Raw genomic sequence first — 18977 nt, 5'->3', positions numbered from 1 at the left:
GAAGCCTTTTTTAAAGTGAAAAGAGGGACTGCATCGGCTTATTGAAGCTTGGTGCGTACGGTTGCAGCAATTTCTTGCAGGTCCGCTGGCGAATATTCCTTCTGATGGCTGATAAACGTTTTGGAAAAACCATCCTTATGATCATACCGGGGAATAAGATGCAAATGATAATGGAAAACTTCCTGTCCGGCAAATGCTCCGTTATTATTTAAAAGGTTCATCCCTTCCGCATGAAACGCTTCTTTAATCGCATTTGCTATTTCCGGGACGGGAGAGAATAGGTTTTTTGCTGTCGCGGAATCCATTTGAAAAATATCTTCGATATGTATTTTCGGTATGACAAGCGTGTGGCCTTTCGTTACCTGGCTGATGTCAAGAAAAGCCAATACATGCTCATCTTCATAAATTTGTGCAGAGGGGAGGTCTCCGTTAATAATTTTACAAAAAATGCAAGCACCCATGGTTAGTTCCACCTTTCCTTGTTGTTACCCACATTTTAGCATAGGAAAGGACGGTGTACAAAAGCACGAGGCGTCTGTTTGTCATGTCCAAACCCGATGAAAAACGAAAAGTGCAGGGAAAGCTTCCCTGCACATCATTGAAGGAAAGGGCGCACAAATTGAATTGTCGCTAAAGAAAAATGCGATGATCCGATAACATGTCCAACACTATCATCCCCTTAACGGTTTGATTCGTGCTTTAAATGCTGATCGACTTGCGCGTTTGAAGCAGAATATTGCCCAACGGCTTCACCCCATATTCTTTTCCAGCCCTTTCAATCATTAAGGTAACCATATTGACTGCCTTCATGACCGGAAAAAAGCGGAAAATATATGATCCGTACGAAGACCCTGGCGGCATTCATTATGTGGGAATACCATCCAAATGGCTGATATGTTACAATGAAAGCAATTTAAAGAGAGGACGTTTGCGATGGCTTTATTGGAAGTCAAAGATCTAACCGGAGGCTATACAAAAAATCCTGTACTTAAAAATGTCAGTTTTTCAGTCGAAGAAGGACAGATGATTGGACTGATCGGCCTAAATGGCGCCGGTAAAAGTACGACGATTAAGCATATCACCGGCTTGATGGAAGAAAGATCCGGAACAGTTACGATAAACGGCATTACCTTAAAAGAAAACACGGAAACATATCGAAGGCAGTTTTCTTTCATACCTGAAACGCCTGTTTTATATGAAGAATTGACGCTAGAGGAACATCTTCGTTTAACGGCAATGGCATACGGGTTGAAAGAGGAAACATATAAGGAAAGAATCGGATCCTTATTAAAAGAGTTCCGCCTCGATAAAAAATTAAGTTGGTTCCCGGCACATTTTTCCAAAGGGATGAAGCAAAAGGTCATGATCATGTGTGCCTTTTTGGTGGAACCAATGCTTTATATCATTGACGAACCTTTTTTGGGGTTGGACCCGCTCGGGATCCAATCTTTGCTGGAGTTGATGAACAAGAGAAAAGAAGAGGGAGCCGGAATATTGATGTCTACTCATATCCTGGCGACTGCAGAGCGATTTTGTGACGGTTTTATCATCATGCATAACGGAGAGGTGCGGGCAAACGGCTCACTGGCTGAATTGCAGGAAGAGTTCGGAATGAGAGATGCTCGGCTTGATGATATATATATTCATCTGACAAAGGAAGAGACGAATGAAACAGATTGAATCGCTATGGCCGGAACGGCTCCATTCGTTTATGAAGGAGATCAGGCGTTATTTCAAATATATGCTGAATGACCATGTGAGGTTTGTTCTTATTTTTGGCGGAGGCGCCGCCATCTATTATTATTCCCAATGGATCAGAACGATAGGGCCGGACTTTCCCGGTGCGGCAATTGCAGCGGTGATGCTGGCGGGATTTCTTGCGGCCAGTCCCATTATTACGCTGTTAAAGCAACCGGATGCCGTCTTTCTTTCCCCTTTGGAAAAACGCCTGTCCGGATATTTCCAAAAAGGCGGCCGGCTTAGTTTTATCCTGCAGTCGTATTTGCTTTTGCTTGTCTTGGCCGCCCTCATGCCGCTGCTGAATCGAACGGTTGGAGCCGACTTCAGGTCTTTCTTTATTATATTGGCCTGCCTGCTGTTGTTAAAAATTTGGAACATACGGATGCATTGGAATGCCTTGAAGTCGGGAAAAACGGCATCTCTTATCACTGACTTTTCAGTTCGCAGTTTGCTTAACGGCTTTTTTTTGTTTTTTCTGATCACACAATCCTCTGTCATGATCATGTTGGCGGTTGCTTTGTTTATCGTTGCCTACACTTTGTACTCAGAAAGCAAGAGCAAGGAGCAGCCGCTTAAATGGGAAAGACTGATTGAAAAAGAGTCTGGAAGAATGCAGCTGTTTTATCGCACGGCCAATATGTTCACAGACGTTCCCCATTTAAAAAGCCGTGTGGGCAGAAGAAAATGGCTTGATCCGATTTTTCGCTTTATCCCATATGGTCAACAGCAAGTATATGTACACTTGTTTTCAAGAACACTTCTGCGGACGAAAGAGTTTTCGGGCTTGATCTTGCGCTTATCAGTCATACCGGCGATTCTTTTATGGTTTGTGGACAATCCGTATATTGCGGTTGCCATATCAGTGGCCTTTTTATATTTGACTGGATTCCAGCTGCTTCCGGTTTACCGCCGGAATGATGTAAAAGTATGGGTCCATCTTTATCCAATATCACCTCATCATAAAAAGAAAGCTTTTTTAAAATTACTGTTGTTTGTGTTGGCGGGACAGGCTATTTTGTTTGTGATCATTCAACTATTGAATGGCAACTTTTTAAATGCTGTCTATATAGGGGGAGCGAGCGCGGCGTTTACAGCCTGGTTTGTGAAGGTGTATGCGGCGAAAAAAGTGGGGGCGCAACGATTCGAGTAAAAAAGGAGCTACATAAGCAAATACGAAATAGCAAAAGCCGAACAATTCATTTATCATTGTTCGGTTTTTTTGTGTTAAAAAATCCCTATCATCGCAACGTCAACATATTTCGCTTTAAAGCAGGTCTCTTCAGCTTCCTCGGAAAGCAAAGGTCGCTTTCCTGCGGGTCTTCAGCTCGAGCTATTCCCGCATATGTTGACTACGCTAAAAGCTTGCGTATAATACACTGGGACCATTTATCCCGCATGTAAGGTGCCGTAAGACTCCCACTTCAAAATCTTGAGTGAATACAAAAGGTCTAAATGGGAGAAAACGGCACCTAAATGCCCGATTGGTTCAACTAACATTCAGTAGGAGCCCTACTGAATGAAGTTTCACTTTATCCCGCATGTAAGGTTCCGTAAGAGACTCCCCCTTCAAAATCTTGAGTGAATACAAAAGGTCTAAGTGTGAGAAAACGGTACCTAAATGCCCGATTGGTTCAACTAACATTCAGTAGGAGAAGGAAGAAAACGCCTACTGAATGAAGTTTCACTTTATTGTTCGTTTTTTCATCAGCTGATTTAGTTGCCTCCCAGACTCTTTTCTTGTTTACACTGTGGCTTTCTGTTTGCACTTTGTTTCCGAGTGCTGATAGTCGATCGCAGAGAGTGCCAGAATCTTGGCTGCCACCAGCATCGATTTTTCATTGATATCAAACTTTGGATGATGATGTGAATAAGTGATGGGCGCATCTGGTTTTGCTCCCGTAAAAAAGTATGTCCCTTTTACGTGTTGCAGGTAATGGGCAAAATCTTCCCCACTCATTTCAAGGTTGGATTCTTCCACAACAGATACTTCAGGCACTTCGTGGGCGACTTTCATTAAAAATTCAGTTTCGTCTTGGTGATTTACAACTGCTGGATACCCACGGGCATATTCAAATTCATATTCGCATCCGGCTGCTGTACATGTTCCGCGGACAATTCTTTCCATTTCCTCTTCGACCTGATCTCGTATCTGTTCACTGAAAGTTCTAACGGTTCCGCTTATTTTGGCCGTATCGGCAATAACATTAAACGCATTCTCTGCCACAAAAGAGCCTACTGAAACAACGGCAGGTTCCGTAGGATTTACTTGTCTGCTGACAATTTGCTGCAAGTTCATGACAAGTTGGGAGCCAATCACGATGGCATCTTTCGTTTTATGCGGCATGGCTCCATGACCGCCGCGGCCTTTGATGGTAATTTCATAACGGTCGGCAGCCGCCATAAAGGGACCTGTTTTGTAACGGACAGTCCCATATGCAGTTTCGGCCCATAGATGGGTACCGAAAATGGCATCTACACCCTCAAGACACCCATCATTAATCATGGCGATGGCTCCGCCGGGAGCCAATTCTTCGGCATGTTGATGAATGAGTACATATTCTCCCGAAAGCTCTTCCTTCAATTCATGTAGAACTTTACCGACAATTAACAATGTCGCAGTATGGCCATCGTGTCCGCAAGCGTGCATGACGCCCGGGTTTTTGGATTGGAATGGCAAATTCGTTTCTTCTTGTATTGGCAGCGCGTCAAAATCAGCCCTCAAAGCAATCGTTTTCCCAGGTTTGTTTCCTTTGATACGGGCAACCACTCCATTTTCGCCAACGCCGGTACGGACTTTTATTCCGAGTTTTCTGTAAAAATCGGCAATATATTGTGGAGTCTTTTCTTCTTTGAAAGACAATTCTGGATATTGATGCAAGTAACGGCGAATTTCAACCATTTCATCATAATATTGCTCCAGTTTTGTAAAGAGTGCTTGTTTCAAATAAAACACCACCCATCCATTTTTCACATTAAATTATATCATTAATGGAAAAATAAAGGAATGCCGGCAGTTGGCTTCTCTACTTGCCGAAAAAATGTGTGGCGGCAAGGGTTTTTTGCGAAGTCTGCTCTCGTTTTTCATTGGTTCGCGTTTATGGACGCCGCCAGATGTAAATATTATGATGATAAGGATGTTTATTGCTTGCCTAAAAATGAGAAAACGCCATCACGATTATCGTGAGGGCGCGAGATTCCACCCCTATTCTCCAACGTTATTATTTTTAGCGGGCTTTTTTCCCCACCTTAACTGCCAGTAGGTGCCCATTTAATACCACTTTTTTTATTTGGGGCTGTTTTTTTGAAATGGGTTTGAGAACGAAGTGGGTACGCTGGCTGTAAACATATCGCTTTTTCAGGAATGTGTTAGGTGATTTGGTTGGCGGCACATACGTGATCGAATTCCCAGCTGTGTTTGGCTCAGCGCTTGATCGGTCAAATGAGATCAGCTGCTTACTCTTGATCCTCTTCTTCACCAACGGCAAATGTGGAAATATAAGATGGTCCAGCAAATATGCCGGTATTTTTGACTATTTTTAAATCTATCTGCTGTTTCAAGTCGTCTTTCCAATCATTATATGCTTTTTTATCGTTCCACATCGTCATGGTAATGTACGTATCGCTTGACAGGGGCCGCAACACTCTCATGACGATTAATCCTGGAAACTGCTCGACATTTTTGACACTTTCTATGAAGTCGTATTCAAAAACAGGGCGTCCTTCATCCCGTACAGGAATATGGTGACAGGCTACAAACCCTTTTTCTGCCCATGTTCCGCTTGAGTGGATGACCTCATATTTTCTGGGAGACTTGAAAATGGTTGCGCCATCTGTTTCATGCCATAATTGGACTGTTACGGGACTTACCATCAAAATCATCGTTTCATTCGGATATTGGTCGGCTATTTTTTTCATAAAATAATAAGTACCAGTTGTAATATATGTGTACAATAAAAGCACCTCTTTGGCCATTTTTATTTCATATTTGTAGTTTACCCTTTTTTGAAATTGAAAACGCCATTTTCCGTGAACGGAAAGTTGCTAATGAGAACAAAAAAAGCACAAATTTATGACAACCATGCGCCCCGGCTATACTTTGGGCTCTAAAAAGACTATAGTAAAGGCGAACATGAATTATGTGCGTTCCAACCATTACAATTATACTAGATCCATGCGTCTAAAATGATGAAGGGCGGTTTCTTATATGAAAAACATAACAAACGATTCTTTTTTAAAGGCAGCAAAGGGAGAACAGACTAATCATGTTCCTGTCTGGTATATGCGCCAGGCGGGAAGGTCACAGCCACAATATAGGGAGCTAAAAGAAAAATATTCCTTGTTTGAAATTACACATCAACCGGAATTATGTGCTTATGTCACCAGGCTACCCGTAGAAATGTATGATGTGGATGCGGCCATTTTATATAAAGATATTATGACACCCCTTCCGGCACTCGGAATTGATGTGGAAATTGTGAGCGGGGTAGGCCCGGTAATCGACAATCCCATCAGATCGAAAGAGGATGTGGAAAAACTCGGGGAGCTTTCTCCTGAAGAAGACATCAGCTATATATTGGAAACGATCAAGCTGTTAACAGACGAGCAGTTATCGGTTCCTTTGATCGGTTTTGGCGGGGCTCCGTTTACTTTGGCGTCATACATGATTGAAGGCGGACCTTCAAAAAATTACCATAAAACGAAGGCGCTTATGTACTCGGAACCTGAAACTTGGGCGCTTTTAATGGATAAGCTGGCCGATATGACCATTGTGTATTTAAAAGCACAGATCAATGCCGGTGCAAGTGCCGTGCAGCTTTTCGATTCCTGGGTAGGGGCGTTGAGCCGTCAAGACTATCGGACGTATATCAAACCTCATATGGAAAAGATTTTTTATGGCTTTAAAAATGAAAAAGCACCAATCATTATGCATGGCGTGGGAGCAAGCCACCTCGCATTGGAATGGAATGATCTGCCGCTTGATGTCATCGGGCTTGATTGGCGGCTTCCGATTCGTGAGGCGAGAAACCTTGGAATCACAAAGGCCGTGCAAGGAAATCTGGATCCGGCTCTGCTCATTTCCTCGTGGGAAATGATTGAAGAAAGGGCGAGAGACATTATTGACCAAGGTATAGAAAAGCCGGGATTCATCTTTAATCTGGGACACGGTGTGTTCCCTGATGTAAAACCGGAAACACTCAAAAAACTGACAGCTTTTATTCACGAATACAGCGCAATGAAAATGAAACAGTCCCAATAAAAAAGGAGCGAAAAACGTGGCAAGAAAAAAAATGGGTTTGCTAGTAATGGCATATGGCACTCCATACACCGAAGACGATATTGAAAGATATTACACACATATTCGGCATGGCAGGCCGCCATCTCCAGAAGCATTGGAAGATTTGCGGAGAAGGTACGAGGCCATCGGAGGTATTTCACCTCTTGCCAAAATAACCGAGGATCAGGCCTTTGGTTTGGAGAAGCGGTTAAACGAAGTTCAGCAAGATGTTGAGTTTAAGGCTTACATTGGACTGAAGCATATTGAACCGTTCATTGAAGATGCTGTTGAAAAAATGAAGGAAGACGGTATTGAGGAAGCTGTTTCAATCGTATTGGCACCACATTTTTCAACATTCAGCGTCAAGTCATACAACAGCCGCGCGAAAGAAACAGCCGATAAGCTTGGCGGTCCGGCCATTACGTCAGTGGAAAGCTGGTACAACGAACCTAAGTTTATCGATTATTGGGTCGAGAAAGTTAAAGAGACACTGGAAAACATGCCTGAGGATGAGCAACATTCGGCGTGTCTCATTGTATCGGCTCATAGCCTCCCGGAGAAAATATTGCAATTGAATGACCCTTATCCGAAGCAATTGGAAGAAACAGCCGATTTGATTGCCGAGGGAGCAGGGGTGAAAGAGTATGCCGTGGGCTGGCAAAGTGAAGGAAATACACCTGAGCCATGGCTTGGACCCGATGTGCAGGACTTAACCAGGGATTTGCATAAACGTAAAGGTTATAAGGCATATATATATATTCCTGTTGGTTTTGTTTCGACGCATTTGGAAGTCCTTTATGATAATGATTATGAATGTAAGGTTGTCACCGATGAGATTGGTGCGTCATACTACCGTCCCGCCATGCCGGATGCCCAGCCGGACTTTATTGATGCCATGGCCACGGTTGTGTTAAAGAAATTGGAACAAGTTGATTAATTTGCAAAAGAAGGCGGTATAGCTTTGGATAGTCATAAAACAGTTGTTGTAATCGGCGGAGGCATCACCGGTTTGACAGCAGCGTATTATTTACAGCGGGCTATTGATGAACAAGAGCTCCCGATAGATATTAAACTCGTTGAAGCAAGCCACAAGCTTGGAGGAAAAATTCAAACAGTCCATAAGGACGGTTTTATCATCGAACGCGGTCCGGACTCATTTCTGGAACGCAAGAAAAGTGCCGCTGAACTCGCAAAAGATGTGGGATTGGAAGAAGAGCTTGTCAACAATACAGTGGGAAAGTCATTCGTGCTTGTAAACGATAAGCTTCATTCCATGCCGAAAGGGGCAGTAATGGGGATACCCACACAAATTACCCCTTTTATCACTACTAATTTATTTTCGGTTCAAGGAAAAATGAGAGCGGCTGCTGATTTTATCATCCCGCGTTCCAAAGTTTCGGGAGACCAGTCTTTGGGAAGATTTTTCAGAAGGCGGCTTGGTGATGAAGTCGTTGAAAATCTGATTGAACCCCTTTTATCGGGCATTTATGCCGGGGATATCGACCAGTTAAGCCTTCAATCCACCTTTCCCCAATTTTACGAGGTGGAGAAGAAATATCGCAGCTTAATATTGGGGATGAAGAACACAACGCCATCTGCGCCGAAAAAAACATTGAACCCGAAAACCCAGGGGATTTTTCAAACACTGAAAGGCGGGCTTCAGTCGATTGTATGTGCCATTGAAGAAAAGCTTCCCGCATCAAGTATTCTAAAAGGGACCCGGGTCATGAAAGTTTTAAGGAAAGTAGACGAAGAAGGTTATACCGTTTATTTAAATAACGGAAAAAATATAGAAGCGGATAGTGTCGTTTGTACAGTACCGCATATGTTATTGGCCGATCTATTTCCACAATACGACTTTTTCGGCAGCTTTAAGCATGTTCCTTCCACGTCGGTTGCGACAGTGGCGATGGCCTTTGATGCAAATGACGTGGCGGACCACATGGACGGAACCGGCTTTGTCGTTTCCAGAAACAGTGATTACACGATCACAGCCTGCACATGGACTCATAAGAAATGGCCGCATACGACACCTGCCGGAAAAGTGCTTTTACGGTCATATGTTGGCCGTGCCGGAGAAGAAACCGTTGTTGATCTGCCGGATGAAGAAATTGAGCAGATTGTATTGGATGATTTAAAAAGGATCATGGATTTACAAGCCAAACCCGAATTTACGATCGTTACCCGCTGGAAACAGGCGATGCCTCAATACACAATAGGGCACAAAGAGCGTGTCGGAAAGATGAACAAAATCGTCAGCGAGGATTTGCCGGGGGTATATATAGCAGGAAGTTCGTTTGAAGGACTCGGGATTCCGGATTGTATTGACCAGGGGAAAGCGGTAGTGAACAAAGTGTTAACCTATATCAACTCGTAATAAAAGCGGCCGGAAATGGGCCGCTTTTGTTGTGCTACATATATGTCCTCAAAAAAGCAGGAAGGAGGACCTCCTTTCCTGCTACAAGGCTCTTTTAATGTCTTTCATAATTTGATCGAATGGAACATCCTTATCGCCGGGATATTCACCGATAATTTCTCCATTTTTATTCATCAGGTAAAAGCTGACGCCATGTATCACTTGGTTGTCGTCACGAGGCTTCTTCACAACAGATTTAAAATTTTTCGGAACCCAATCTTCAATTTCTTTTTGCGTATACCCTGTTAAAAAATGCCACCTGGAAAAGTCCGCGTTAAAAGATTCTCCGTATTTTTTTAATGCTTCGGGCGTATCGACTTCAGGGTCCACACTGAAAGAAACAAAATGGACGTCATCCAGTTTTTCTTCCTTCACCCTTTTTTGCAGTTCACTCATATTCATACTCATGGGCGGACAAACGGTCGTACAATTTGTAAACACAAAGTCGGCCACCCACACTTTTCCTTCCAAATCTTTCAGGCCGAAAGGCTTCCCATCCTGATCGGTAAAGTTAAAGTCCGCGATCGGCGTCCCTTTTTTTTCGGATGAACAGGCAGCTAATGCGAGCAACACAGCCAGGAACATGATATATAGCGATTTTCTCAAGAAAGATACCTCCATTTACGCACTTCTTATCCTTATTATAACCTACGATTCTTTTAAAGAGGATTATGTCACGCAAGAGTTCAGAAATTATTCAATTTAGACATTCAATTACAGGTCATTGAGCAATTTTGTGTATAATGGTAGAATCTCTTCAAGTACATAGCATCGAGACAATAGAAAGGTGTGAACAGCCATTTATCCTCTTATTAAAAAATATTTATTCCGGCTTGACCCTGAGGATGTCCATCATAAGACGGTGGCGCTGCTAAAGCTGGCTGAAAATATGGGTGGGGGCGGACTGCTAAAAAAAATATATGGTGCGGCTGACAACCGGCTGTCATCCACCGTAATGGGGATCAGCTTTCCCAATCCTGTCGGGCTTGCTGCCGGTTTTGATAAAAATGCGGAAGTATACGGCGGGCTGGCCGCACTCGGTTTCGGATTCGTGGAAGTAGGGACGATTACGCCCAAAGCTCAATCCGGGAATGACAAACCTCGTTTATTTCGCCTTGCTGATGACAAAGCAGTCATTAACCGAATGGGCTTTAATAACGAAGGAGCAGAGCGGATCAAAGAGAACTTGCGGGATTTTGAGAAAGCTCATATACCGATTGGAATCAACATCGGAAAAAACAAAATTACCCCGAACGAAGACGCGGCAAGTGATTATGAAAAATGTTTGGAAGTCCTCTATCCGTACGGACATTATTTTGTCATCAATGTCAGCTCCCCCAATACGCCGAACTTGCGGGACTTGCAGGAAACAGAGAGTCTCCGACATTTAATCGCGTCCATTCAAAACAAGAAAAGAGATTTGGAACACAATGGTGCCCAAAAGAAACCGATTATGTTAAAAGTCGCCCCTGATATGGCAGATGAACAGATGTCTGATGTCATCCGCTTGGCCAAAGAGGAGGGACTTTCCGGCATTATCGCCACGAACACGACATTGTCGCGGGAAGGCCTGCGAAATCGGGACACAGCTTCCGAGGCCGGCGGTTTAAGCGGCTTGCCGCTGAAAGAACGTTCAACCGCCTGGATAAGAGAAATCTATCGAGAGGTGGGGGACGAACTGCCGATTATTGGAGTCGGCGGTATTTTTACCGGGGAGGACGCTTACGAAAAAATCCGTGCGGGAGCGAGCCTTATTCAAGTATATACCGGAATGATCTATGAGGGGCCAAGCATTGCCAAAAACATCAACGCAAGGCTAATTGAACTGATGGACCGGGACGGCATCCACCATATTTCCGAAGTGGTTGGGGCCGATGTAAAATAACGAAACATGAAAGCCGTCTTTTTTGATGGCTTTCTATTTATATCTGGTTGTTGCGATCGACCAAATCACAAAATAGGTTGACAGTCAATATTCCCTCCATTATAATTTTTGAAAATTAATATTTTTCTAAAGTTATTATTAAGGGAGTTTATGGGGGGATGTAAATGAACGCATTCAAAAAATGCGCTTTTGTTTTTATGAGCGCTATCTTCATTTTAGGGGCGTGCAACAATGACACTGCTTCTCCAGATACCAATAAAGATGAAGAAAAAGGGAAAACATATACGATTGGCATTACACAAGTCCAAGAGCATCCTGCTTTGAACCTTGCCACTGAAGGGTTTCAAAAAGCCCTGGAAGAAGCGGGACTGGATGTCGAATATGACATTCAAAATGCCCAAGGCGACAACACAGCCAATGACACGATTGCCACCAACTTTGTCAGTGCAAATGTAGATCTGATTTTTGCCAATTCAACGCCGAGCGCACAGGCTGCATTAAGCAAAACGAACGAGATTCCGATTGTGTTTACTTCTGTCGTTGATCCAGTCGGCGCCGAATTAGTAGAATCAATGGAAAAGCCGGGCGGGAATGTAACAGGGACGAGCCATCACCATCCTGATTCGATTCCGGAGACGTTAACATTTTTTAAAGAACAATTAAACGCGAAGAAAATCGGAACTGTTTATAATTCAGGAGAACAAAATGCGCGGGCCCAAATTGATAAGCTGATCAAACAAATGGATGATTACGGGTTGGAATTAGTGGAGGCGACGGTTTCAACCACCGCCGATGTCAAACAGGCAACCGAGTCGATCATCGATCAAGTGGATGCTTTTTATGTGATCACGGATAATACGGTCGTTTCCGCTTTTGAATCGGTTGCTGACGTAACATCGGATAAAAAAGTGCCGTTACTGGCAGCCGATGTGGCCTCGGTTCCACGCGGTGCTTTTGCCGCATATGGTGTTGACTTTTTTGAGGTTGGCCATGAAGCAGGAAAAATGGCCGTCAAAATATTAACAGAGGAGGCAAATCCGGGGGACATACCGGCTCAGCCGCCCAAAACCTTATTATTTATGGTCAATAAAAAAGTGGCTGAAACAATCGGAATGGAAATCAAGCCGGAGTGGAACGCCGAGATTCACGAGGAATAGAAGGACGAAAAAAAATCTCCGATCTCATGTCTGCATGAAAGGAGATTTTTTGCTGTTATCAAATCTTATAAGTTCTTTATCTATCATTATTTAAAATCAAGGCATTTTTCACATTTTGTTCCATAACACTCGTGCTGTTCTGATACAGTTTCTCCACATTCCGTACATCTTTTTGGAGGCAGGTTTTTAAAGAATTCTACGACGTTATCAAGCATTACTTGTTTCCCTCTCCTTCCATTTTGTTATACAACTGATCATCTTTAATAATATTGTATTATAACAGCGCTTTTCCTGTCAATAAAAATTTTTTGTCATGATAAATTTTTCGAAATCAAGTATAGTTAAGGTAAATAAAAAAAGTGGTGAATCAATTGGAACTGTCTGTATTGGGCTGCTGGGGCGGCTATCCGAAAGGGGGGGAAGCAAGCTCCGGCTATTTGTTGAAGTATGATAACTATTACTTGCTGCTTGATTGCGGTAGTGCCGTCCTGTCAAAGTTGCAAATGATGATTCCGCCAGAGAAACTGGATGCCATCGTACTTTCACACTATCATCCCGATCATATAGCGGATATCGGCGTTACCCAACATGCACTTTACGTTGCAAAATTCATTCATCAATACGACGGATGCCTTCCCGTCTATGGGCACGGCCAAAATGAGGCCGAATTTGACAAGCTATCCTATAAAGATGTCATGAAAGGCATTCCCTATGAATCGGATCAACTATTGCATATTGGGCCCTTCTCCATTGTCTTCTTTAAAACGAAGCACCCTGTTCCTTGCTATGGCATGAGGATTGAAGCTGGCGGAAAGACGCTTGTGTACACGGGGGACACCGCATTTTTTGAAGAGTTGGCCGAATTTTCCAAGGATGCCGACGTATTATTGGCGGAGTCCAATTTTTATAAAGGGATGGATGGAACAGCCGCGGGGCATATGACGAGTGAAGAGGCAGGACGTGTGGCAAACATGGCAAAAGTGGGGAAGCTGATTTTGACGCATCTTCCGCACTATGGAAACTTGAATCAACTTAAAACAGAAGCAGGGGAACAATACAGGGGGGACATTCTCATCGCCCAAGAAGGACTCACTGTTTCGTTATAAAATTGGAAAGGAAGGAAAGGAAAAAATGCTTTTTATTGATAACAACGGGATTACGGATCCGCGCATTAATTTGGCAATCGAGGAATATGCGCTCAAGCATTTGGATGCGGACAATACATATTTATTATTTTATATCAATGAACCTTCCATCATTATTGGAAAAAACCAAAATACCATCGAGGAAATCAATACGGAGTATGTAGAAAAAAACGGTATTCATGTCGTCCGCAGGCTATCCGGGGGAGGAGCCGTTTACCACGATCTCGGCAATTTGAACTTCAGCTTTATTACAAAAGATGATGGCGACAGCTTCATGAACTTTCAAAAGTTCGTACAGCCTGTCATTCAGGCCCTGGATAAAATCGGGGTGAAAGCGGAGATGAAAGGAAGAAATGATATTCTCGTTGAGGGGAGAAAAGTCTCGGGAAATGCCCAATTCGCAACCAGGGGCAGGATGTTCAGCCATGGAACGCTTATGTTTGACTCGGAAATTGAAAACGTCGTATCGGCTTTAAAAGTAAGAAAAGATAAAATAGAATCCAAAGGCATTAAGTCGATTCGAAGCCGGGTGGCCAACATCTCTGAGTTCTTAACGGAAGAAATGACGATTGAAGCGTTTAGGCAATTACTGCTTCGGCATATTTTTGAAGGGGTAGACGAGATTCCGGAATATAAGCTAACCGAGGATGACTGGCAAAAGATCCATGAAATCTCTGAAAAACGCTACAAGAGTTGGGATTGGAACTTTGGAAAGTCCCCTCAGTGTAATATCCAGCATTCCCGCAGATTCCCGGTTGGCCTGGTTGAATTCCGCCTCGATGTAACGAAAGGAGTCATCTCGCAATGTAAAATATTTGGCGACTTTTTCGGTGTTGGAGATGTAGCCGAAATAGAAAGCCGTTTGATCGGAACACGCTATGAACGAGCCGATATCGAAAGAGCGCTGGCGGGGATCGATGTCTCCCATTATTTCGGAAATGTGACGAAAGAGGAAATCGTCAATTTAATTTATTAGCTTTTGATGATAGATGCTTTAAATTTGTTCCTAAAAATAAAAAATGCTAAAAGATCTTCCAAAGGAGAGGAATAAAATGGGAAATATTGTTTGTCATGTGGAGAACTTTATCGCAACCATTACGATTAACCGGCCGGATTCTTTGAACGCATTTAATTATGAAACGCTGTGCCAGCTTGAAGAAACAATTGAATCATTGAGAATGGACAAGGACGCCAGAGTCATTGTGTTTCGGGGAGCAGGTGACAAAGCATTCAGCGTTGGAGCAGATTTGAAAGAAAGAAAAACACTCTCAGAAGAGCAAGTGCGCCGCAATGTCTATAAAATAGGAAAAGTGTTTCAGGCGGTTGAACAACTTCCACAGCCGACCATTGCCGCCATGAATGGACATGCATTTGGCGGAGGGATGGAGCTGGCGCTTGCTTGCGATTTCCGGATCGCTGCCAAAGAGGCGTTGATGGGTCTGACGGAAACAAGCCTTGCCATCATACCGGGGGCCGGCGGGACACAGCGGCTGCCGCGTCTGATTGGTGAAGCAAAGGCGCTCGAATTAATTTTGACGGCGAAAAGATTTTCGGGTGAAGATGCTGTTACATATGGAGTGGTAACGAAAGCGGTGGAAAAGGAAAGGGTTATGGAAGCCGCAAGAGAATTGGCAAATGCGATTTTGGCTAATGGCCCGATTGCCGTCCAGCAGGCGAAATATGCCGTTAAAACGGGGATGAATGCCGATCTTGCCACCGGGCTTGAAATCGAGAGAAAAGCCTATGAATTGACGATCCCGACAGAAGACAGACTGGAAGCCCTTCAGGCATTCAGTGAAAAAAGAAAGCCTGTATACCAAGGAAAATAACAAGCTGAACTGGATGAACGAGTAACTCGTTTCAACTTTCCCGCCTGAATCGGCAGCAAGACACTCGATTCAAAAAAATAAAACGAAGATGTGGCGGGGTGAGCAACTGCCAGTAAACGCCCGATTGGTTCAACTAACAATCAGCGGACAAAAAATTCCTCTGATTGAAGTTTCACTTTATCCCGCATTAACTGGCAGTAAGCCCCCACTCCAAGAGTTCAAGGTAAAATGAAAAATGTGAGTAGAGGTCCAACTGCCAGTAAACGCCCGATTGGTTCAACGAACAATCAGCGGACGAAAAATTCCGCTGATTGAAGTTTCACTTTATCCCGCATTAACTGGCAGTAAGCCCCCACTCCAAGAGTTCAAGGTAAAATGAAAAATGTGAGTAGAGGTCCAACTGCCAGTAAACGCCCGATTGGTTCAACGAACAATCAGCGGACGAAAAATTCCGCTGATTGAAGTTTCACTTTATCCCGCATTAACTGGCAGTAAGCCCCCACTCCAAGAGTTCAAGGTAAAATGAAAAATGTGAGTAGAGGTCCAACTGCCAGTAAACGCCCGATTGGTTCAACGAACAATCAGCGGACAAAAAATTCCGCTGATTGAAGTTTCACTTTATCCCGCATTAACTGGCAGTAAGCCCCCACTCCAAGAGTTCAAGGTAAAATGAAAAATGTAAGTAGAGGTCCAACTGCCAGTAAACGCCCGATTGGTTCAACGAACAATCAGCGGACAAAAAATTCCTCTGATTGAAGTTTCACTTTATCCCGCATTAACTGGCAGTAAGCCCCCACTCCAAGAGTTCAAGGTAAAATGAAAAATGTGAGTAGAGGTCCAACTGCCAGTAAACGCCCGATTGGTTCAACTAACAATCAGCGGACAAAAAATTCCGCTGATTGAAGTTTCACTTTATCCCTCTTCTTCTTTCAGTTGGCGGATTGAAACGGATTGTTCATTTTGCGGCTCATCAAGCGGGTAAATCCTGGCCGTTTCGTTTTTCTCGTCCACATGTTGGATATATACAGGAACGCCGTTTAAAGTGACCTTTACCATGTCTGGCAAGGAAGCAATTTCTTTTGCTCGCATTATATTCATGAAAGAACCCTCCTGCTTATACTATTGGTTCTTTATAATGGGGTTATACGTGTAGAAATGAATCGGGGGCTTGAGATGAAAAATTATCATTGTTGTGCCACTTGCATTCATTTTTCGGCAGAAAGAAAAGAGGGCAAGATGGTCTATTTATGTACCCGCCTCGGGTTTGAAACAAAAACAAACTATCAGTTTGATTGCTGGACACCGAAAGAACATGTCAAAAGATTGATAGAAAAAGAAAAGAGGATGCGGAATCATGATTAATGTGAGAACATCTATTTGTGATGAGTTAAATATTCAATTTCCGGTTATTCAGGCAGGTATGGCAGGGACCGCGACCGCGGCATTAGCTGCAGCTGTTTCCATGGCCGGCGGGCTTGGGACAGTGGGGGCGGCTTATATGGCTCCTGAAACGATCAGAACGTGTATCAGGGACATTCGAGAAAAGACGGATAAGCCGTTTGGAGTGAACTTATTTTGTACGAAAGAGCAAGGCGGCACGGATGGATTCGAGAAAGTTCAACATGTCTTAAATCGCTTCAGAAAGGATCTGGGCATGGATGAGAAATTGGACTTTGAAATGCCGCCACAGTTGTTTGAAGAGCAATTTCAAGTACTGACGGAAGAAAAAGTTCCGGTGATCAGCACAGCCTTCGGCTTGCTTTCACCGGATAAAATGAAAGAGGCAAAAAGGGCAGGAAGCAAAGCCATTTCCATGGTGACAACTGTAAACGAAGCGATTGCAGCCGAAAAAGCGGGAGTGGATATAATTGTGGCTCAAGGAAGCGATGCGGGCGGCCATCGTGGAACGTTTGACATCGGCGCACATCCGAATGGAGCCAATATCGGCACTTTTTCTCTCATTCCGCAAGTTGTAGATCATGTGAATGTCCCCGTAGTCGCTGCCGGAGGCATTATGGATGGCAGAGGGGTAATAGCAGCACTGGCACTGGGGGCAGCCGGTGTTCAGCTTGGCACGGCTTTTCTAATTAGCAAAGAGTCTGTCGCTCATCCTGTTTATAAGAAAGCATTGTCCGAAAGTACAGAGGAAAGTACTGTTATTACGAAAAGCTTTTCAGGCCGACCGGCTCGGGGAATCAAAAACACATTTATCCAAGAATTTGAAGCTGCGGTAGAACCGCTTCCGTTTCCTACCCAGAATACCTTGACAAATGACATCAGAAAGGTAGCCGCAGAACAAAACGATCCAGAATATATGTCTTTGTGGGCGGGACAAGGAACACGGCTCCTCCGGCGGCCTGAAGAACATGCCGCTCATATTCTTAAAAACATCATGAAAGAAACGAACCAAGTTCTAAGCTAAGTATGTTAAAAGCCGGTTTTGTTGTGAGGAGGGACAATGGTGGAAGTATCGGTCGGCAAACAGGAAGATTCATCATTTCGCCTAGGCCTTCAGGGAGGCATCAGTATCGCAATCGGGTATGCCCCCATAGCCTTAACTTATGGGCTGCTTGCGAAAACATCAGGGTTGACGTTATTGGAGACAGTCTTGATGAGCCTAATCGTTTTTGCCGGGGCGTCACAATATATGGCGCTCAGCATGTTTGCACTTGGGACTGGGGCCATTGAAATCATAATGACGACGTTTATCGTTAATATCAGGCATTTTCTCATGTCTGCTTCCTTAAATGAAAAAATGGAAGAAGACGCCCGTTGGAAAAAAGCCATTTATGCTTTTGGTATTACAGATGAAACTTTTTCGGTCGCCGCCACGAAGCCGGACACAGTGAAAACGGGATATATATTTGGGATTATTACACTTGCCTACAGCAGCTGGGTGATCTGTTCGGCTATAGGTTTTGCCATTGGCGCCAGACTGCCGCAAGTGTTGCAAGAAAGTATGGCCATCTCACTTTATGCAATGTTCATTGGATTGCTCGTGCCATCTATGAAAAAGAGTGTAAAAGTGGGCTGTTTGGCTCTGTTAGCCGCGGTATTCAATAGTCTCTTTGTTTACTCTGGAGTGATGGGAAAAGGTTGGGCGATTGTGGCAGCGACTCTTTTCTCGTCCATTATCATTGAAATTGTCGAGATGGTGAAAAACAAAGGAGGGATGATCAAATGAATCCTTCCGGTTCCACGATTATTTTAACGATTATCGGAATGGCTGTTGTGACGTATATCCCGAGGATGCTGCCGTTTATTATGTTTAAAGGAAAGGAGTTGCCGCCGTTTGTACAGGGTGTCCTGAAAAACGTCCCATATGCAACGCTCGGCGCCCTCATTTTTCCGGCTGTTTTATTTATACGTGACGGGGATATTCTGTACGGCATTGTCGGGGCGGTGGCCGCATTTTTGATCGCCTTTGCTGGGGCGAACGTCATTCTCGTCGTCATTGGTTCCATTGTGATCTTAGCTGCTTCTTCAACTTTTTTGTAAAAAAATACGAATGGTTTTCATTAGCGTGGCGT

Annotated in this window: 20 protein-coding genes; 14 read left to right on the top strand and 6 right to left on the bottom strand. The window is 43.9% G+C overall.

Annotated features, from left to right (window positions below; translation table 11 throughout):
• Positions 1–38: 38 nt before the first annotated feature.
• On the bottom strand, positions 39–461 hold the full coding sequence (locus MHB50_RS11830) for an HIT family protein (protein ID WP_077112298.1): 423 nt from the start codon (positions 459–461) through the stop codon (positions 39–41).
• Positions 462–933: 472 nt separating this feature from the next.
• Between MHB50_RS11830 and MHB50_RS11825 the strand changes: the two genes are divergently transcribed.
• Both MHB50_RS11825 and MHB50_RS11820 read left to right on the top strand, forming a co-directional pair.
• Positions 934–1680, top strand: coding sequence for an ABC transporter ATP-binding protein (locus tag MHB50_RS11825; RefSeq protein WP_340083829.1), 747 nt, complete (start codon positions 934–936; stop codon positions 1678–1680).
• The gene (locus tag MHB50_RS11820; RefSeq protein WP_339163822.1) at positions 1667–2890 is read left to right on the top strand and encodes an ABC transporter permease; all 1224 of its coding nucleotides are present in this window, start codon (positions 1667–1669) and stop codon (positions 2888–2890) included. Before MHB50_RS11825 ends, MHB50_RS11820 begins: the two co-directional genes overlap by 14 nt.
• Positions 2891–3481: 591 nt before the next feature.
• Here MHB50_RS11820 and MHB50_RS11815 read toward each other — a convergent pair.
• Complete coding sequence (locus MHB50_RS11815) at positions 3482–4684, bottom strand: M20 family metallopeptidase (RefSeq protein ID WP_340083828.1); 1203 nt, start codon at positions 4682–4684, stop codon at positions 3482–3484.
• Between the two features lie 509 nt (positions 4685–5193).
• On the bottom strand, positions 5194–5691 hold the full coding sequence (locus tag MHB50_RS11810; RefSeq protein WP_083717581.1) for an antibiotic biosynthesis monooxygenase: 498 nt from the start codon (positions 5689–5691) through the stop codon (positions 5194–5196).
• A gap of 253 nt (positions 5692–5944) precedes the next feature.
• Between MHB50_RS11810 and hemE the strand changes: the two genes are divergently transcribed.
• Genes hemE through hemY form a run of 3 tightly spaced genes read left to right on the top strand, consistent with a single transcriptional unit; the run spans position 5945 to position 9392 of the window.
• Positions 5945–6997, top strand: coding sequence for a uroporphyrinogen decarboxylase (hemE, locus tag MHB50_RS11805; protein ID WP_340083827.1), 1053 nt, complete (start codon positions 5945–5947; stop codon positions 6995–6997).
• Between the two features lie 16 nt (positions 6998–7013).
• Entirely contained in the window at positions 7014–7952 is a 939-nt protein-coding gene (gene hemH / locus MHB50_RS11800; protein ID WP_340083826.1) for a ferrochelatase, read from the top strand.
• Positions 7953–7976: 24 nt separating this feature from the next.
• On the top strand, positions 7977–9392 hold the full coding sequence (gene hemY / locus MHB50_RS11795) for a protoporphyrinogen oxidase (RefSeq protein WP_077112311.1): 1416 nt from the start codon (positions 7977–7979) through the stop codon (positions 9390–9392).
• A gap of 81 nt (positions 9393–9473) precedes the next feature.
• On the opposite strand, the gene MHB50_RS11790 is transcribed toward hemY, so the two are convergent.
• Complete coding sequence (locus tag MHB50_RS11790; RefSeq protein ID WP_236017052.1) at positions 9474–10016, bottom strand: SCO family protein; 543 nt, start codon at positions 10014–10016, stop codon at positions 9474–9476.
• A gap of 214 nt (positions 10017–10230) precedes the next feature.
• Between MHB50_RS11790 and MHB50_RS11785 the strand changes: the two genes are divergently transcribed.
• Positions 10231–11316 (top strand): quinone-dependent dihydroorotate dehydrogenase, encoded by a 1086-nt coding sequence (locus MHB50_RS11785; protein ID WP_077112315.1) that lies wholly within the window; start codon positions 10231–10233, stop codon positions 11314–11316.
• A 164-nt stretch (positions 11317–11480) separates the two neighbouring features.
• Complete coding sequence (locus MHB50_RS11780; RefSeq protein ID WP_077112317.1) at positions 11481–12473, top strand: ABC transporter substrate-binding protein; 993 nt, start codon at positions 11481–11483, stop codon at positions 12471–12473.
• 86 nt (positions 12474–12559) lie between these two features.
• Here the strand turns inward: MHB50_RS11780 and yhfH are convergent, their stop codons facing one another.
• Entirely contained in the window at positions 12560–12688 is a 129-nt protein-coding gene (yhfH, locus tag MHB50_RS11775) for a protein YhfH (protein WP_077112319.1), read from the bottom strand.
• Positions 12689–12844: 156 nt separating this feature from the next.
• Here yhfH and MHB50_RS11770 point away from each other — a divergent pair, with 156 nt between their 5' ends.
• The 3 genes from MHB50_RS11770 (at position 12845) to MHB50_RS11760 (ending at position 15447) form a co-directional block, all read left to right on the top strand.
• Positions 12845–13579, top strand: a complete 735-nt coding sequence (locus tag MHB50_RS11770) for an MBL fold metallo-hydrolase (protein WP_077112321.1) — start codon at positions 12845–12847, stop codon at positions 13577–13579.
• A 25-nt stretch (positions 13580–13604) separates the two neighbouring features.
• Positions 13605–14594: a lipoate--protein ligase gene (locus tag MHB50_RS11765; protein ID WP_077112323.1), complete on the top strand. Its 990-nt coding sequence runs from the start codon at positions 13605–13607 to the stop codon at positions 14592–14594.
• 76 nt (positions 14595–14670) lie between these two features.
• Entirely contained in the window at positions 14671–15447 is a 777-nt protein-coding gene (locus MHB50_RS11760; protein ID WP_077112325.1) for an enoyl-CoA hydratase-related protein, read from the top strand.
• A gap of 912 nt (positions 15448–16359) precedes the next feature.
• On the opposite strand, the gene MHB50_RS11755 is transcribed toward MHB50_RS11760, so the two are convergent.
• Positions 16360–16545 (bottom strand): small acid-soluble spore protein H, encoded by a 186-nt coding sequence (locus MHB50_RS11755; RefSeq protein ID WP_077112327.1) that lies wholly within the window; start codon positions 16543–16545, stop codon positions 16360–16362.
• 75 nt (positions 16546–16620) lie between these two features.
• Here MHB50_RS11755 and MHB50_RS11750 point away from each other — a divergent pair, with 75 nt between their 5' ends.
• The 4 genes from MHB50_RS11750 to MHB50_RS11735 are packed head-to-tail and all read left to right on the top strand — an operon-like array spanning position 16621 to position 18945.
• The gene (locus MHB50_RS11750) at positions 16621–16809 is read left to right on the top strand and encodes a hypothetical protein (protein ID WP_083717583.1); all 189 of its coding nucleotides are present in this window, start codon (positions 16621–16623) and stop codon (positions 16807–16809) included.
• A complete protein-coding gene (locus tag MHB50_RS11745) occupies positions 16802–17869 on the top strand; it encodes a nitronate monooxygenase (RefSeq protein WP_077112331.1) in 1068 nt (355 codons plus the stop codon). The genes MHB50_RS11750 and MHB50_RS11745 overlap by 8 nt, the downstream gene beginning before the upstream one ends.
• A 36-nt stretch (positions 17870–17905) precedes the next feature.
• Positions 17906–18631: an AzlC family ABC transporter permease gene (locus MHB50_RS11740; RefSeq protein ID WP_077112332.1), complete on the top strand. Its 726-nt coding sequence runs from the start codon at positions 17906–17908 to the stop codon at positions 18629–18631.
• Entirely contained in the window at positions 18628–18945 is a 318-nt protein-coding gene (locus tag MHB50_RS11735) for an AzlD domain-containing protein (RefSeq protein WP_077112334.1), read from the top strand. Before MHB50_RS11740 ends, MHB50_RS11735 begins: the two co-directional genes overlap by 4 nt.
• Positions 18946–18977: the final 32 nt, after the last annotated feature.

Origin of the sequence: Siminovitchia sp. FSL H7-0308 (assembly GCF_037980985.1) — a bacterium.
GTDB lineage: Bacteria > Bacillota > Bacilli > Bacillales > Bacillaceae_C > Siminovitchia > Siminovitchia thermophila.
This window is presented reverse-complemented; position numbering and strand designations above follow the sequence as displayed.